12 protein-coding genes are annotated in these 16,579 nt (G+C 51.1%); 11 read left to right on the top strand and 1 reads right to left on the bottom strand.

Annotated features, from left to right (window positions below; translation table 11 throughout):
- Window positions 1-209: 209 nt before the first annotated feature.
- From ACFPOF_RS12870 to ACFPOF_RS12850, 5 genes are all read left to right on the top strand, one after another.
- A complete protein-coding gene (locus ACFPOF_RS12870) occupies window positions 210-656 on the top strand; it encodes an OsmC family protein (protein ID WP_378133179.1) in 447 nt (148 codons plus the stop codon).
- A gap of 315 nt (window positions 657-971) precedes the next feature.
- A complete protein-coding gene (gene tatA, locus ACFPOF_RS12865) occupies window positions 972-1,190 on the top strand; it encodes a twin-arginine translocase TatA/TatE family subunit (RefSeq protein ID WP_378133176.1) in 219 nt (72 codons plus the stop codon).
- A gap of 16 nt (window positions 1,191-1,206) precedes the next feature.
- Window positions 1,207-1,959, top strand: a complete 753-nt coding sequence (gene tatC / locus ACFPOF_RS12860; RefSeq protein WP_378133174.1) for a twin-arginine translocase subunit TatC — start codon at window positions 1,207-1,209, stop codon at window positions 1,957-1,959.
- Window positions 1,943-3,985 carry a right-handed parallel beta-helix repeat-containing protein gene (locus ACFPOF_RS12855; RefSeq protein ID WP_378133172.1) on the top strand — a complete coding sequence of 681 codons (2,043 nt, stop codon included), beginning with the start codon at window positions 1,943-1,945 and terminating at the stop codon, window positions 3,983-3,985. The genes tatC and ACFPOF_RS12855 overlap by 17 nt, the downstream gene beginning before the upstream one ends.
- A 64-nt stretch (window positions 3,986-4,049) precedes the next feature.
- Window positions 4,050-5,984 carry a glycosyl hydrolase family 28-related protein gene (locus ACFPOF_RS12850; protein ID WP_378133170.1) on the top strand — a complete coding sequence of 645 codons (1,935 nt, stop codon included), beginning with the start codon at window positions 4,050-4,052 and terminating at the stop codon, window positions 5,982-5,984.
- A gap of 98 nt (window positions 5,985-6,082) precedes the next feature.
- Here ACFPOF_RS12850 and ACFPOF_RS12845 read toward each other — a convergent pair whose 3' ends face one another.
- Window positions 6,083-8,329 (bottom strand): helix-turn-helix domain-containing protein, encoded by a 2,247-nt coding sequence (locus ACFPOF_RS12845; RefSeq protein WP_378133168.1) that lies wholly within the window; start codon window positions 8,327-8,329, stop codon window positions 6,083-6,085.
- Window positions 8,330-8,608: 279 nt separating this feature from the next.
- Between ACFPOF_RS12845 and ACFPOF_RS12840 the strand changes: the two genes are divergently transcribed.
- The 6 genes from ACFPOF_RS12840 to ACFPOF_RS12815 form a co-directional block, all read left to right on the top strand.
- Window positions 8,609-10,288, top strand: coding sequence for an extracellular solute-binding protein (locus ACFPOF_RS12840; protein WP_378133166.1), 1,680 nt, complete (start codon window positions 8,609-8,611; stop codon window positions 10,286-10,288).
- 132 nt (window positions 10,289-10,420) lie between these two features.
- Complete coding sequence (locus ACFPOF_RS12835; protein WP_378133181.1) at window positions 10,421-11,278, top strand: ABC transporter permease; 858 nt, start codon at window positions 10,421-10,423, stop codon at window positions 11,276-11,278.
- A 16-nt stretch (window positions 11,279-11,294) separates the two neighbouring features.
- A complete protein-coding gene (locus ACFPOF_RS12830) occupies window positions 11,295-12,173 on the top strand; it encodes a carbohydrate ABC transporter permease (RefSeq protein WP_378133164.1) in 879 nt (292 codons plus the stop codon).
- A 26-nt stretch (window positions 12,174-12,199) separates the two neighbouring features.
- Complete coding sequence (locus tag ACFPOF_RS12825) at window positions 12,200-14,149, top strand: family 10 glycosylhydrolase (RefSeq protein WP_378133162.1); 1,950 nt, start codon at window positions 12,200-12,202, stop codon at window positions 14,147-14,149.
- Window positions 14,150-14,189: 40 nt separating this feature from the next.
- Complete coding sequence (locus tag ACFPOF_RS12820) at window positions 14,190-16,322, top strand: hypothetical protein (RefSeq protein ID WP_378133160.1); 2,133 nt, start codon at window positions 14,190-14,192, stop codon at window positions 16,320-16,322.
- A 40-nt stretch (window positions 16,323-16,362) separates the two neighbouring features.
- Window positions 16,363-16,579: sensory rhodopsin transducer (locus ACFPOF_RS12815; RefSeq protein WP_378133158.1), on the top strand; the 217-nt coding region annotated here is incomplete at its 3' end.

Genomic DNA, 16,579 nt, shown 5'->3' with positions numbered 1-16,579 from the left:
CCTTCTTCAATTCGGCTCTGCTCAATGTCACTGTCTCCTGTCTCATAGTGACATTATCTCAGAACAGTTATAGGGTGACATTATCACAGCACAACGACAGTATTTTTCCAATTGATTTGACAACATTCCCCGCTAAATATATAATCCAAATAATACCTACTGGGCAAGTCGGAATTTGGGTTGATAATTTGGTTCGTGGAGGGTGTATAATGGCTGCTGTTCAGACGTTCAAAGCAACTGCTCATTTACAAGATGGAGTTAAAGTGAAAACAACCGTCAGAAACTTCGAGTTGACGATCGATGAGCCTAAGAGTCTGGGCGGAACGGACACCGGCATGAATCCGGTCGAAGCGCTGCTTGCCTCATTGGGTGCATGCCAATCTATCGTTGCCAGAGTATATGCGCCCAAGTTTGGCGTGAAACTCGATGATTTCCGTGTGGAGGTTGAAGGCGATCTTGACCTCGATGGATTTTTTAACAAATCTCCGGTTCGGCCGGGATACTCGGATATCCGGTATACGTTCCGAATCAAAACCGATTCGCCTAAAGAGAAGGTTGACGAGTTTATCAGCTTCCTGGAGAGCAAATGCCCGGTCGGAGATACAATCGCCAATCCGGTAAATCTTAAATTAGCAAACGTAATTATCGAAAATTAAATTTCTTGTTTATTGCGAACGCCTGACCGTGTCGGACACGGGTCTGAGGGCTGTAACAGTTTGCCGAGAGGCAGGCGGTTACAGCCCTCTTTAGTGTTCTCGCTCAATGACCGTAGAATTAACACAGGCTCCGGCGGTTTTGTATTCCACACGCCAGATCCGCGCATTTATTCCTTAGACAATCTTTCACGAGAACGTAACGCTGCGGGAATACAAGTGCGATTATTGCTTCTTCCGGGAAGAGAACGATCAATCCTATAATGAGGATGCAATATGTAAGCGGATTCAATATTAAACCAGAAGGAGAGGATCTTCATGCATGCGCCCGGAATGGTAGGCATTTTGTTGATCGTGCTCGTGGGGTTGCTGTTGTTCGGCCCCAGCAAGCTGCCGGAGCTCGGTAAGGCTTTTGGTAGGACGCTGCGGGAATTCAAGAACGGAGCAAAGGAGATCGTTGGCGAAGAACCGCTCGAGCTGTCCAACAACGCCGCCGCGGAGACGGAAAAGAACGAAAAACGCGATCTAGCCCGGTAGGAAGAGGTGACCCCCGATGTCGGCGTCTGACCTGACGTTGGTCGACCATCTGAGGGAGCTGCGTATGCGCGTCGTCCGCGTCGCGTTCGTTCTTACCGGTGCGCTTGCGGCCGGATTGGCGCTGGCCGTTCCCGTTGTCTCCTATTTGAAAAAACTGCCGCCCGCCGACGGGCTCGAATGGCATGCTTTGTCCCCATGGGACGGCATTAGGGTCTACATGCAGTTCGCACTTCTGTTCGCCGTTACTGCGACGACGCCGTTTATTCTGTACCAGCTCTGGCAGTTTGCCAAGCCCGGCTTGACGGAGACGGAGAAACGGGCGACGCTGAAGTATATTCCGTGGTCGGCGTTGCTTGCGGCGCTCGGAGGCGGCTTTGCGTATTTTCTCGTCTTCCCGTTCTCGGTCGCGTTTCTAACCAGCCTTAACGTGAAAATGGGCCTGCAGGAAACATACGGAGTGCTTCAGTATTTCTCGTTTATGTTCAACCTGATCCTGCCTTGTATGCTCCTGTTCCAGATGCCCGTCGTCATCGCGTTTCTGTCGGCTCTCGGGATCGTGACCCCAGAGCTGCTGAAGAAATGCCGGAGGTACGCTTACTTCACGATGGCCGTTGTTTCCACGATGATCGCACCACCTGACTTGATTTCCAATTTGCTTGTGCTGGCGCCGTTTTTGGTTTTATTCGAGATTAGCATCTGGATGTCTTCCGCTGCGCGGAACCGAAAACACCTTCCTACAGGAGGAAATACTCATGGGACACTTGGATAAGAACGCGTTGAACTCGACGAACAGGGATCAAGGGGAGACAAACCATGCTGGGTTGATTAGCCGCCGTAAACTGCTCGCATCATTGGGGGCTGCGGGCCTCGCGACGATCGCTGCGGGAGCGCTGCCTGGCATACCCGGGACGGGAACCGCCTATGCGGACGTGTTGAACGATTCCGTGGCGGATATCCCGGCTCTGCTGGCTTATTCGCGAGGAACGAACACTTGCGTTGTCGTCGCTGATCCGCTTCGCGGGGGAATATTCAGTTGGGCGAGCTCAGGTACTCCAAACAACGGTACTGTATTCGCCGCTCAGGGCGGCGGGGTATGGAATCGCCAGTTCAACGGCGCGTTTAACGTGTGTTGGTTCGGAGCGAAATCGCTCGCGGATAGCACGTCAGCGATCCAAGCTGCCTTCAACGCCATAACTCGGCCAGGCTGCGTGTATTTTCCTGCGGGGGACTATTACATCTCCGAGCAGATCATCCTTCCAGCACAGGTCGTCAGCGTGCGAGGCGAGGGGCAATACGTCACCTACATTCGAGCCCGTCCGACTAACAAAATCCTGCACGCGATGTTCCTCGGAACGAACGGGGATACGATGGAGTTCAACAGCCTATCGTTCGACGGGGAAGGGAACGCGGATTCCGCTATCTTCTATGACAACTTGAATCACACCCTGTTCAACAGCCTGTTTATTACCGGAACGTCGGTAACGGGCCTTCACGTGAACGGATGGAATAATAAGTTTATCAATTGCCAGATCGTAGCCAACGCCGGAAACGGGATCGAGTGCTACGGCACGGCCGACTCCAACAACAACGTTTCGCTGCTGTGCAGCGAAATTTATGCGAACGGCGGCATTGGCATGCGAATCGGCAATGGCATGAATGTGAACGTCACCAATAGCACGATCGAGCATAATGCTGTGGCAGGGCTCATCGTCTACGATATGAAAAACTTCAACGTTGTGGATTGTTACTTCGAGCGCAACGGCAAGAGCGGCTTCACTTATACTGACGCGCAAAATCCTTCAGGCGTGAATATCAAGAGTGATATTCACCTACTTGGCAGTGGAGGAACGTTCATCGGAATCAACTCCGCCCAACCGCTGGAGTGCGTCAAAATCAGCGGTATTCAGTGGACTCCGCTAAACAGCGCAGGGGTCAACAACGGCGGAATCAACAACACGAGTTTCGTATTCTCCAACTATCTGGATAAGGTGACCATCGAGAATGTTCAGTGCTACGATTCGTCGAAAGCTGATGCTTTGCTAGCGATCTGGGGGAACGGCTTGACGAGCGTCGTAAAGGGCCCCGTGTCCATCCGGGGCAACAGCTTGTCCACGGTGCAGCTTAAGGGGACGGACAATGGAACGGCTGTGAACGGCGGACACTACATCGATATTCTCGATACCCGGTCGAAAAATTATTACGACCCGAACTTCCCCGGCTACCAGAGGATCGCCATCACTTCGGGCAACCTGCTTAAATCTCAGCAGAGGTTCTGCGGATATCCAGCCTTCGAACTGACGAATGGAACGGAATGGTGGGGTCACCCCATCGACGCGGCAGCTCAGTTCCCGGAGTTGAAAGGCAAGCTGATCTGGTTCGGCGCCTGGGTGAAATCCGCCTCGGGGAACGACGTGCGGCTCGTGACGCTGGACGGTGCGGGAAGCCACGGCGATACGTCGACGCCTGGAGGCAACGATAACTGGAAGTTCAAGTCTATCTTGATCCCGGTCGGAAGCGGAGTGACTTCGATTGTCTGTGCTTTCCAGAAACTCGGCTCGGGGGCGAATGGCCAAGTCGCCTTCCCCGTTATGGGACTAGTCGGCGCATCGCTGGATCGGTTCGAGATCGGGTCCGACGTTCCTTTTCGAGCGTCTTCCTCGCCGAATACCGGTTACTGGGAAGCGGGGGAAACCGTGCGTCATTCAAATCCAACTGCAGGAGGCGACCTCGGTTGGGTATGTACTGCCTCGGGTAGTCCCGGGACATGGAAAGGCTACGGAAAGATCAACGTTTAAGAAAACAGAACAGCGGGCGGGGCTTAAAGTATGAACTGTCCAAAAGATTAGGGGGAACATGAATTTGGAGGGACAAGGTTGGATTCAGGTTCGGGATTACGGCGCAGTCGGAGATGGCCGCGCGGACGATACGGAAGCGCTGCGGAGAGCGATCGAGGCGGCGGGGAATAGCTGCCGCTCGGTCGCTATCGCGCCGGGAGAGTATCGAATCGGCTCAGTCGTGATCCCAGAGCCGATAGAGCTAGTCTTCCACCGGGGAGCGATGCTAGTGCTGGAGGAAGGGGCAAATCTGACATGTTCCGGAACGATCACTGCCGGGGCGACTCGTATTTTCGATTTTGCCTACAAGCGCGGCTCGGGCGTATTAAATGTCCGGTTCGAAGGCTTCCGCAGCCTCAGCCATTGGCTACCCGAATGGTTCGGCGCTGTAGGTGACGCGAGCATCGACGAGACGGATGCGAATCAGCCAGTCGTGGCGGGGACCGATAGCTCGCTGGCGTTCGAGAAAGCCTTCCTGGTCATGGATCAGACGGGCGTGGCCGCTTTGAAGCTGAATCATGGCAGCTTTCTGTTTCGGCACGAGGTCAGCGTCTTTAACGGCAATTTCCGTATGGAAGGTAGCACACACGCGAAGTTCACGTCGGTTCCGACCGATCAAAGCCCTCGCGATTATCCGATTCATATGGACACCGGGTACATCACGGGAAGCAACGTCGAGAGCTTGTTCCATATCAAACAGTCTGGTCCGCTGTCGGGGTATTTCGGGTTCCTGTTCGAAAAAGTCTTTTTTCGCAGCTATGCGAACGGTCCTGCGTCCGCGTTGAAGGTGACCGGCCCCGCGTTTCCTTTCCTGGGGGCGCCACCGAGACCGTGCGTCTTCGATCACTGCCGCTTCTTCAGATTCAGGAAAGCGATCTGGAGCAGTGCGACGTTCGGACTCGGGACGCTGAACGTCACGAATTGTTATTTCGCGGCGAGCGATTTTACCGGAGACCATTACGCGGTGTATTCGGACGCATATGGGGGCGTGACTAACTTCAACTTTATCAACAACGTCTCTGAGCAGGGAGGGAAAATTCTATTCGATCTCGTGCACGAGCCGACTTATGGGTATTTAGGCAGCTTGGAAGGTCAGTTCCGCATCGAGGGCAATCTGCTCGAAGGACAGTCAGATCCGATCATCATCTATTCCAACGTGGCGAGTGGAACGATCAGTGGCAATTATTTCGAGGCAAATAGCGGATCTATCGTTGCGTTTCACTCCATCGGCCGGGACCCCGATGAGGACGGGCTTAAGGAGGACGTGTCGACGATATCCATCTCGGACAATTTCTATCATGTCTTGAAAAATCCGAGGGTCGTTCTCGAAAATTGCCGGATCACAAAGCTCGATCTGAGCAACGGGCCAGACATTCGGGTCAAGGTATCGGGAGTGAGACGTTATGCCTCCGACGGCGAGAATGGCAAAGTTGGGCTTCTGCAGAAGCAGGTGGAATACAGCGGTTTTTCCGTCGATTTCGACTATTTGCGAAACTATCCGGAGAACGCGGTCGAGATGGAATCCTGGGGGACGATCCCATTTATGGAAGCTTGGGAAGTTGGGGTCGCTCGGGGAACGCCGATCGGTCGAAGAGCCTTTGCGAAGTTCGACGACGCGACAGAATGGAAGGCGATTCCGATAGAGGTGCGGTCGGATGAGTTGTTTGTCGTGGGCACGATCATACGGAAGTCGGCCGCGGCCGCAGAATTCGCCGGCTTGTCTGTGGCGGATGATGAGGGGGTGCCGATATTAAGCACGCCGAAGCTGGTCCAGTTGAACGGCGCGATTAATGGGTATACGGCGGTTTTCTTTGCAGTCGACGGGGAAGCGATCGCCGGCCGAGGCAGCCGACTGCGCTACGAATGCTCGCGGCCGGGCAACGAGATTTCCGACGTCTTTTGCTATACGTTGAAGAAGACGGCGGCTGACGGGCAGTTCGGGCTAGCGTTGGAAGGCTAACGCAAAGGGAGCATCTCCTTGACGAACCAGGGGAGATGCTCCCTATTGCGTGTGTGCCCGCACGTCCTCCGAAGGAGAGGAGAAACGACCCAGCCTCTCTACTCCGTGCGTTTCTCCAGTCGGTATTCGCCCGGCGTGACGCCGGTAATTCTCTTGAACATCCGCGTAAAGGAGTTAGCGTTATGATACCCGACCTGTGCGGCGATTTCATGGATTTTGTTATCGGTCTCGGCCAGGATGATCTTGGCCTTATCGATGCGAATATCCTCCAAGTATTCGCTGAACGTTTTGCCGGTTTTGTTTTTAATATATTTGCCCATATAGCCGATCGAGATGTTCAGTTTGCTTGCAATGTCCTCCTGGCTGATATCTTCGCCGCTGTGGCGCTCCATATATGCCAACACATAGTCGACGATCGGGTCTTTGTCGGCTTTTTTGTCGTTGACCAGCGAGACGGCCCTCTCGATCAATACTCCGTAGAAGGCGTAATACTGCTCCTCCGTTGTAATCTCCTTTAACTGCTCGTAAGGGGCAAGCTCGGACAGCAAATCGCCGACCTCGATTTTTTGCGACATCAGAACGAGCAATATTTCGGAAATAATGTCGTTCGCCAGCTTCCGGTATTCGACGGCCCTTCCTTTTTTGCCTAGCCGTTGCAGCAGCCGGTGAATGAGTTGCACGGTTTCGGCCGCATTTCCCGCCGCCACTTGCGTCGACAGCTTCTTCAGCTCGGAAGGCGGAATCGCGATACCGCTGCTGTCTCCCTCCAATTCCGTTATGAGCTGTGTAGTAGCATTCAACTTTCGCGCATGTATCATTCCAAGCGTTTCATCATAAGCGGTCGTAAAATCGCCATGATTTCGCAGCTTCGGATTGGCGGCGATCGTAACGTTAAGCCCGCTGCGATCATCGAACAGCCGGACAAGTGTCTGCAGCGTGGCGAACAGATTATCCCGATCCGGATTCGGATCGTCGTCGAATATTATGGACACGATCAGGTCTTTCTCGATTTGCAGTGTCTCCGACTGTTTGTAGCGCTGCAGGATGGCAGAGTTGATTAAATCCGTATCATGCGACGTATTATGCGTATCCGCAGTCGGCAGCGGCTGTCCGCTTCGCATGGGCAGTAGTTGATACATCACGAAATAGAACGGCTTCATGTTGTCGATCAGATTTTGCATTTCCGTATGCCCGATCGGAATGTTTTTCACCTTGTTCCAATAGCTGTACGTCTTTAACAACGAATCCTTCTTCTGCAGATCTTGATTAATTTCGTGAGTAGAGACGATGATCGATTTCAGCTTGTCCCCGATCTGGCTGTATTCGCGAATCGTACTCTTGAAATTAAAGTTTGGATTCATCTTCTGCAGCGATTCCAGCATGCGCTGTACGGGAAGCTTGAACCGGATGCTGAACAGGATCGAGATGAACAGACTGAGCGCAAGGGATATCGCAAACAAGATCAGCAGCAGCCAGCTTAAACGGGTTATCGTCGAGGCGATTTGCTGGTTGGGAGTAACGTTCACATAGGTGAGTCCGGATTTCTCGCCAGTCTGATAGAAATAATAATTGTTATGATTCGAATCGTAAGCATCGCCATTCCCGGCTACCTGAAATTCTGTAAGCGCTTTTACCAATGAGGTTCCGAAAAAGCGATTCCCCTGTGCGTCTACAATATAAAATAAATCATTGTTCGAGAAGTGAGAGTTTAAGTAGATCTCGCCCGCATCGATAAAAGCGGCGATATAACTGCCCTTTTGAAGCTTGTTTTTGATGACGACAGGGAAGTAGGTTCCTGATTGTTCGACCTTGCCGTTCATATTTCGTTTCTGGAACTGGGCGGCCGGGAAGATTCTCATATGGTAATCTTCTTCCGTCTGTTTCTTCCAGAATTCCGCATTGTACCGGTCGTTTAAATAATGTTCTTCGAACATATCGGTAATGCTTGTCAGTCCTCCCTTTTCGATAATAAAGGAGTATCTGTCATTATAGAAAAACAGGTTATCCAGATTCAAATTATTGTAATTGGATAACACTACTTTAATTTCGCTGGTAAGGTCATTCATGGCATTGAAATTTGATCTGTTCCGTTCAAGCAACGGGATATTGGCGCCGAAAAACAAATTGGAAGCGATGTCGTCCAAGAGGCGGAATTGTTTCTCATAATTGTTGACGGTATTGCTCAAATTGAGTTTGTTATACTTGATAATTTCCGTCCGAAGCGTGTTCTGGAAAAAGTTGAAGGAGAGCAAATTGAAGATAAAGGAGATCAGGACGATAATGACAAAGCTGAATAGCAGCTTAATGAAGAATGAGTTTCGTTTTGACTGAAGATACGTAAACATAACTCACACTCCTAGTTGTTGTTACGTATTATTATATTTGGTTTCATGTATAAAGCGAATCTACATTATTCATTCTATTCTTCATTCTTAGATCATTTTGCACACTTTTATTCAACCATCACTCATTAATAGGTACATTATCGGAATGGGAATAATAGTACGTGTATTACTTCTATCGAACAGATTGAAAGCGCTTATATAATTAGGAGGTGCTCGGATGCCACATGTGAAGAGCACTCGAAATACCGCTTTACCAATCATGATATAGGGGGAAAGGAAATGAAGGAAGGCAATGTTCGATTGATTGGGTTCATGCTTGCAACGAGTTTATTGGTATTGTCAGCTTGCAGCAAGAACGGAGGGGAAGCCTCACAATCTCCAAGCGCAAGCAGTACGCCAGCCGCTTCTCAAGCTTCACAACCGGCGGAATCGGAAACAGCGTCTACAGATGGGAAATATGATCCGCCCATTACGTTGACGACGGTGAGAACTACGGAACCCACGGTCAAGTTCCCGGATGGAGATTCCTATGACAACAATGCATGGACACGTGCTTATGAAGAGGAATACGGCATTAAAGTGAAAACTTTATGGGCTGTAGATGGGAGTCAATGGGAGCAGAAAATCAATTTGACGGTTGCTTCCGGCGAGATCCCGGATTTCTTCAAGGTAAATGCAACGATGTTCAAACAGCTTGCCGAAGCCGGCATGATTGCCGATCTGACTGAGGTCTATGCAAACGCTACCGACAGAGTAAAGAAATTGCTTACCGAAGAAAATCCGACAGCAATAGAAGCTGCTACCATTGACGGCAAGCTAATGGCTCTCCCCCTTTCGAATTCAAACAGGGAAGGTTCATCGATGGTTTACGTTCGTACCGATTGGCTGAAAGCCTTAAATCTTCCCGAGCCCAAGACGATGGATGATCTCTTTAAAATCAGCGAGGCGTTCTCTACCCAAGATCCTGATAAAAACGGTAAAGCGGATACTTATGGTTTCGCGGTAGATAAAGACTTTGAGCTATTGAAAGGTTATTTCAACAGCTTTCACGCTTATCCGACTCTTATGATTAAAGATAAAGACGGCAATTTGACCTCCGGAGTCATTCAACCTGAAATGAAAAACGCGTTAGCCAAGCTGCAGGAAATGTTCAAAGCGAAGCAAATCGACCCGGAATTCGGAGCGAAAGATATTACCAAAGTATTCGAGATGGTTGCTAATGGCAAGATCGGTATCCTGTATTTTCCCTTTTATGGTCCATTGTACCCGTTACAATCAGGTAAAGATAAAGATCCTAAGATGGAATGGCAAGCATTTCCTCTCCTGTCGGTTGACAGCGATCCCGCTAAACCCCAAGTGCCAGTGTCCGTGGAAAACTTTTGGGTTGTGAAGAAGGGAGTCGAACATCCCGAAGCAGTTCTCAAAATGCTCGATTTCTGGGTTAAAACGTTCTATGAGAATAAATCGGACGATATTTATCACAAATTTAATGCTGCCGAGGATGGCAATCAGGTATGGAATTTCAGTAATATTGCTGGGTTTAAAGCATTCAAGAACGTTGAGGAAAGCTTGAGAATCATTGACGCGCTGGATACCAAAGACACATCGAATCTAGGGCCCGAGGATAAGGGCGTATACGACAAAATTTTGAAATTCCAATCGGGAGATCTGACCAACTGGGGCTGGAATCTAATATTCAGCAAGGGCGGCAGCATGTCGGTATCTAATTATTACCGAACGAATGATCTCTATCAAATTGATGAATTTACAACGTCGCCCCTTGAGTCTCAGATCCAAAAAGGTCCGGCGCTTACTAAATTGCAAGCGGAAACATTCACCAAAATTATCCTTGGATCGCTTCCTGTTGATGCATTCGATAATTTCACCAAACAGTGGTCGGACCTTGGAGGCAACGAGATCTTGGCCGACGTGAATAAATGGTATAAATCGAAATCATAAATGGATTTACCCGAATGAGGGGGGGAGAACGCCTTGCATTTCTCGCCCCTTGTTTTGTTACGGGCATTTGTCAAGTTGAGCGGAGGTGAATGGACTTTGTCCAAAAAACTTGTGAACTGGCCACTGCATCTTATGATTTTGCCAAGTCTGGTCCTCGTCTTCATATTCAGCTATGGGCCCATGGTCGGAATTATCATCGCCTTTCAAAAATTTATTCCGGCCAAAGGGATTTCGGGCTCCGAATGGATAGGTTGGGATAACTTCAAGTACGTCATAAGCTTGCCAGATACTTTCAAGGTATTGCAAAACACGGTTTATATCGCCTTGATGAAAATCGTTACGGGTCTCGTTTTTCCACTCACGATTGCCCTGCTTATTAACGAAGTGCTAAACAAATTCGTCAAGCGCTCGATCCAGACGCTCATCTACTTACCCCATTTCTTATCCTGGACGATATTAGGCGGCGTGCTGATCGATATTTTGTCGCCCTCGTTCGGGATCGTTAACGATATTGTCAAAATGTTCGGTTTTGAGCCTATTTATTTTCTGGGCGACAATAAGTGGTTCCCTTATGTCCTTGTCACCACCAATGTATGGAAAGAAGTCGGATTTAGCACCATTTTATATTTGGCAGCTTTGACCAGCGTAAATCCGGCCTTGTACGAAGCGGCGGTAATGGACGGCGCAAACCGCCTGCGACAGACATGGCACATATCGCTGCCCGGCATGAGGCCGATTATTGTATTGCTGGCTACGTTAAGTTTGGCGAGTATTCTCAATGCAGGCTTCGATCAAGTTTTCGTGCTCTATAATCCGCAAGTCTATGAGAGTGGAGATATTATTGATACCTTTGTATACCGCATGGGCTTGATTAGCGCGCAGTTCGGTCCCGCGACCGCGATCGGGCTATTCAACTCCGTCGTTTCCTTTATTTTGATATCCATCGCCTATTATTTGGCTTACCGTTTTGCCAAATACCGTATTTTCTAGGAAGGGGGGAAAGTAAATGCGGGAATCCGGATGGAGAATTGGTTTCCATGTCTTCAATTATACTTTTCTCTGTTTAATCTCTATTTCTTGCGTGCTTCCGATGATCCATGTTCTGGCGCTGTCTTTGAGCTCGAATGCCGCGGCTTCCGCCGGGATCGTCAGATTGTGGCCGATCGGTTTTAATACGATATCTTATGAATACGTAATGGAACAAGCCGCTTTTGTTCATTCGCTTGTCATCTCATTAAAACGGGTTGCTTTGGGCGTATCCCTTAACATCCTGCTGACGGTCTTGTTAGCGTATCCATTGTCCAAGGAATCCCATAAATTCAAATCGCGGACGATCTATGCCTGGTTTTTCGTGTTTACGATGCTATTCGGCGGAGGGCTCATTCCTTCTTATATGGTCATCCGAACAACGGGCTTACTTGATTCGATATGGGCGCTTGTCCTCCCTGGAGCCGTGCCTGTATTCAGTGCGATCTTGCTGCTTAACTTCTTTAGAGGATTGCCCAAGGAGCTGGAAGAAGCCGCATTCATAGACGGTGCCGGCCATTTCGTTACGCTGTTCCGGATTTTTCTCCCTCTCTCCGCTCCGGCCATTGCTACCATTGTGCTGTTGTCATCAGTCGGACACTGGAACAGTTGGTTTGACGGGCTCATCTATATGAACAAGCCGGAACATTATCCGTTGCAAAGCTATTTACAAACCATAGTCATTCAGAAGAATTTCTCCGCATTAACAGACCTGAATTCGGAAACGTTGCGGCAAATTTCGGACAGAACAGTGAAGGCCGCGCAAATTTTTCTTGGCGCGTTGCCTGTTCTCCTGGTTTATCCCTTTTTGCAAAAGCATTTTATGAAGGGCATCGTAATGGGGAGTGTTAAGGAATAAAAATGAGGGATAGGTGGAGGATTCAAATGCGATTCAGACAAATTCATCTTGATTTTCATAACCACGGCTCGGTAAAGATCGGAGAGAACTTTTCCAAGAAGCAATTTCAGGAGATGCTTCAGCTTGGTCATGTCGACTCCATTAACGTGTTCGCCAAGTGCTTTCATGGATGGGCGTATTACGATACCGAAAAGTTCAATAAGCACCCCGGATTGAAGTTCGACCTCTTAGGGGAGATGATCGAGGCCGCTCACGAGATTGGCGTTAAGACGCCGGTATACATCAACGTCGGGCTGAGTGAAAATTTGGCTCTGGAGCACCCCGAGTGGCTGGCACGCGACGAGAACGACCGGACGTTCTGGGACCCAGGGTTCATGGAGCCGGGACTGCATGTTTTCTGCTTTAACTCGCCTTATCTGGATTACATCCTGGAAATGACGGAAGAGGTCGTTTCCAAGTACGATGGCGACGGGTTGTTCCTGGATATCGTTTTTCCGAAGGCGTGCTATTGTCATAACTGCAGGGCGGCGCTGCTGCGGGAGGGCAAGGACACCTTGAACAAGAACGACGTGATGGACTTGGCCGAGCGGGTATACGCCAACTACACGAGAAAGCTGAACGAGACCGTTTGGAAGATCAAACCTGGGCTCGATATATTCCACAATAGCGGCATCCGGTGCGGACGCCGGGATATGATTGCCATGAATGGCCATATTGAAGTCGAATCTCTCCCCTCCGGCGGTTGGGGCTATGATTATTTTCCGATCTCCGCAAGGTACTTCCAACAGTTAGGCAAAAAAGTCGTCGGGATGACCGGACGTTTCCATATGAATTGGGGAGAATTCGGGGGATACAAGCACGCTAACGCCATCCGGTTCGAATCAGCGTTGGCGCTAGCGCACGGGACGCATTGCTCCGTCGGCGACCACCTGCATCCCGACGGGATTATGGATCCTATCGTCTACCGGATGGTGGGCGAGGCATACAGGGAGGTAGCAGCCAAGGAAGCATGGTGTGAGGATGTAACCAATGTGGCGGACGTCGCTCTTCTGGCGCTGGAATCGCTTGGGGGAGAGCAGGATCGGATGGGACCCTCGGATACGGGCGCCTACCGCATTTTGCAGGAAGGAAACGTTTTGTTCGACATCGTGGACACTGAATCGGATCTATTTCCGTACAAAGTCGTTATTTTGCCTGATAAAATCCGCATTTCGGAAGATTTGGGCGATAAGCTGCGCCAGTATTTGAGCGGTGGGGGCAAGGTGTTCGCGACGGGCCAGTCTGGTTTGAACCCGGAAGGCGATGCTTTCGCGCTTGACCTAGGGGTGGAATGGTTGGGGGAAAATCCCTTCAAGCCGGACTTCTATAGGCCGCATGATGCGCTGCCCAGCTTCGGGGAAGGCTCTTTCGTGTTTTATTCCCAAGGTCAGAAGGTGGCGCTGAAGGGCGGGAAGGAACTGGGCAACCGGGAGGACCCCTATTTCAACCGCGGCCTGCACGCCTATTACTTCTCTCATACGCCAAACAGCCGCAATAACGCCGGACCTGGCATGATCGAAAGCGCGAACGGAATCTATCTCGCCTGGAACGCGTTCGAGGATTACGCTGAGAACGGCAGCCTGTTCGTGAAGGAAGTCGTGCTGGGTGCACTAGACCGCTTATTGGCAGACAGGAAGACGTTGTGGACCAGTCTGCCCGCCCAAGGCGTCGTTACGCTTCAGCACCAGAATAAAGAGTCGCGGTACGTGAATCACCTCTTGTACGCTTTCCCGGTAAAGCGCGGCAAGGACAAAGAGGTGATCGAAGATATAACGCCGCTATATCGGGTCGATGTGCAGTTACGCGTGCCCGAGACAGTCCGTCGTGTCTATACGGTTCCGCAACTGGAAGATATCCCCTTTACGCAAGAGGGATCGTCCATTCAGTATCAGGTGCCGACCGTAGAATGCCACCAGATGATCGCAATCGAATACTAGATTTGCCCGAATGGGAATTTCACCAAGGAGGACGAGAGCGATGGCGGAGAAGAATTATGAATTTCGCAGGCGCTTGGAAGTCGTTCACCAACCCGATCGACGGGATCCCGAAGCGGTCGCGCTGTATAGTGAAGCCGAGATTGACGGTAACTGGAGCATCGTAATCGGCGAAGAGGCCCCCCCTCTGATCCGGAACGTGGCCAAGGACCTTCAAGACTATTTTCTCGATAGCATGAACCTGTCGTTAAAACTGCTTATCGTGAAAGATATTCGAGAACATTCGCTTTCGGAAGTTCGGACGATCGTTCTTGCGACAAAGGAAGAGCTCCCGGCAATCGGTCGGTCCTTAAGCAAGCCTAGGAGCTACCGGATTACCGTAAGCGTGAACCGAGTCATCGTCTGCGGTTACGACGAGCGAGGAGTCGGCCAAGGTAGTTATTATCTGGAAGACTTGATGAACTTGCGCGAAGCCCCTTTCCTTGCCGTACAGGAAATCCGAAGAGAACCGCTGTTCTCGCCTCGGATGGCCCATTCCGGCTGGGGGCTGGATCGTTATCCCGATGCGCATCTGAACGCAATGGCGCATGCGGGCATTGACGCGATTATGGTGTTCGTCAAGGACGTCGACGAGACGCCGGAAGGTTATCAGGATTTCAACTATTTGGTCGACCGCGCCGAGTTGTACGGGCTGGACGTGTATGTGTACAGCTATTTAACAAGTCGCCTGCATCCGGATGATCCCGACGCGAAAGCGTATTACGAGTCTACTTACGGCAAGGTGTTTCGGACTTGCCCCCGTTTCAAGGGCGTTATTCTTGTTGGAGAATCTTGCGAGTTTCCGAGCAAGGATCCGAACACTACTGGTAAGCTGCGCCTCGAATGGCCGGCGGACCAGCCGAAAACGAAGCCGAGCCCGGGCTGGTGGCCGTGCGAGGATTTCCCGCAATGGCTGACTTTGCTGTCGGGTACGATACGCGCACACAACCCCGACGCGGACATCGTGTTCTGGACGTACAACTGGGGGTATGCGCCGAAGGAAGACCGTCTCAAGCTGATTCGCGCGCTGCCGGAAAATATTACGCTGCAAGTGACGTTCGAAATGTTCGAACAAATGAAGAATGAGCATGTGACGCACGTATGCGTCGATTACACGCTGGCGAACGTCGGACCGGGCGAATATTTCAGGAGCGAAGCGGAAGTGGCCCGAGAGCGCGGCATCAAGCTGTACGCGATGAGCAATACCGGCGGACTCACGTGGGATTTCGGCGTCATTCCGTACGAACCGTTCCCCGGTCAGTGGAACAGGAGACATCGGGCGTTGCTGCAAGCTCAGAAGGATTGTGGCCTAAGCGGCTTGATGGAATCGCATCATTACGGCTGGTGGCCGTCCTTTGTGAGCGAGTTGACGAAATGGGCGTATTGGAGCCCGAGCCCAACTTACGAGGAAGCGCTGGCGCTGTTGGCCAAACGGGATTTCGGCGAGGAAGCCGCCCCGTTTGCGGTGGAAGCCTGGAACGCATGGAGCGAAGCGATTGTCCACTATATACCGACGAACGAAGATCAGTACGGACCGTTCCGCGTCGGACCGTCTTATCCGCTTGTGTTTCGCAAGCCAATGTTTAGCAAGGCGGTACAAATGCCGGCAGCAAAGCATGCGATGTTCGGGAATGAAATCGTATTAACGGACTATGAACCACTGGAAGATCCCAGGCAATCGCTGGGCGTATCCCGGATCGACGTGGAAATTAGGAGCCTAGGACGGATGCTGGAGCGGATGTCGGCAGGCAACGCGCTGCTGGAAAAGGCGTTGAAGCTGACCTCGGACCGCAAACGGGAGGACGGCGTGTTCATGCTCGGAATCGGGCAGTTTATCGCAAGGTCTCTGCAGACGGCGATCCATGTCAAACAATGGTGGAAGCTGAAAAAGCAACTACTGAGCGAAGGGGATACCGGTAAAGCGACGGCGTTGCTCGAGCAGATGGAGGAGCTGGCCCGCCGGGAAATCGCCAACGCGGAAGCGACGATTCCGCTCGTGGAAGCCGACTCGCGGCTCGGCTGGGAACCGAGTATGGAGTACATGACGGATAGGGCGCATTTGCAGTGGAAGATCGCGCAGGTGCAAAGCGTGCTGGACAGCGAATTTGTGGAATTTCGCAAGTCGCTCGCGCTGTGACAGCCTTTTGCGTGGAGATTTTTTTCGAGGAGCTGAAAGAATGGGCAACGAACAGGGCCATACATTATGGATCTACCCCGATTGCGAGCTGCCGCCGGCCGGAGATTCTTTGCTCAAAGGCCACGAGTCGGTCATCGTGCTGAATTTGGGGAGCCGCGAGGCGAAGCTGAATTTGACGCTTTATTTTACGGATCGCGATCCGGTTAGCCATATCGAAGTGAAGGTCGGCGGCGAAAGAGTGCGCTGCCTGCGTCTCG

Origin of the sequence: Cohnella soli (genome assembly GCF_042655525.1) — a bacterium.
GTDB classification, from domain to species: Bacteria; Bacillota; Bacilli; order Paenibacillales; family Paenibacillaceae; genus Cohnella; species Cohnella soli.
Note: the sequence above shows the minus strand (reverse complement) of the source record. Positions and strands in the feature narration are given on the sequence as shown.

Bases quoted from the DNA above. Each gene is read 5' to 3' on its own strand.
- ACFPOF_RS12870 (WP_378133179.1), top strand. From the start codon at position 210: ATGGCTGCTGTTCAGACGTTCAAAGCAACTGCTCATTTACAAGATGGA.
- tatA (WP_378133176.1), top strand. From the start codon at position 972: ATGCATGCGCCCGGAATGGTAGGCATTTTGTTGATCGTGCTCGTGGGG.
- tatC (WP_378133174.1), top strand. From the start codon at position 1,207: ATGTCGGCGTCTGACCTGACGTTGGTCGACCATCTGAGGGAGCTGCGT.
- ACFPOF_RS12855 (WP_378133172.1), top strand. From the start codon at position 1,943: ATGGGACACTTGGATAAGAACGCGTTGAACTCGACGAACAGGGATCAA.
- ACFPOF_RS12845 (WP_378133168.1), bottom strand. From the start codon at position 8,329: ATGTTTACGTATCTTCAGTCAAAACGAAACTCATTCTTCATTAAGCTG.
- ACFPOF_RS12840 (WP_378133166.1), top strand. From the start codon at position 8,609: ATGAAGGAAGGCAATGTTCGATTGATTGGGTTCATGCTTGCAACGAGT.
- ACFPOF_RS12835 (WP_378133181.1), top strand. From the start codon at position 10,421: ATGATTTTGCCAAGTCTGGTCCTCGTCTTCATATTCAGCTATGGGCCC.
- ACFPOF_RS12830 (WP_378133164.1), top strand. From the start codon at position 11,295: ATGCGGGAATCCGGATGGAGAATTGGTTTCCATGTCTTCAATTATACT.
- ACFPOF_RS12825 (WP_378133162.1), top strand. From the start codon at position 12,200: ATGCGATTCAGACAAATTCATCTTGATTTTCATAACCACGGCTCGGTA.
- ACFPOF_RS12820 (WP_378133160.1), top strand. From the start codon at position 14,190: ATGGCGGAGAAGAATTATGAATTTCGCAGGCGCTTGGAAGTCGTTCAC.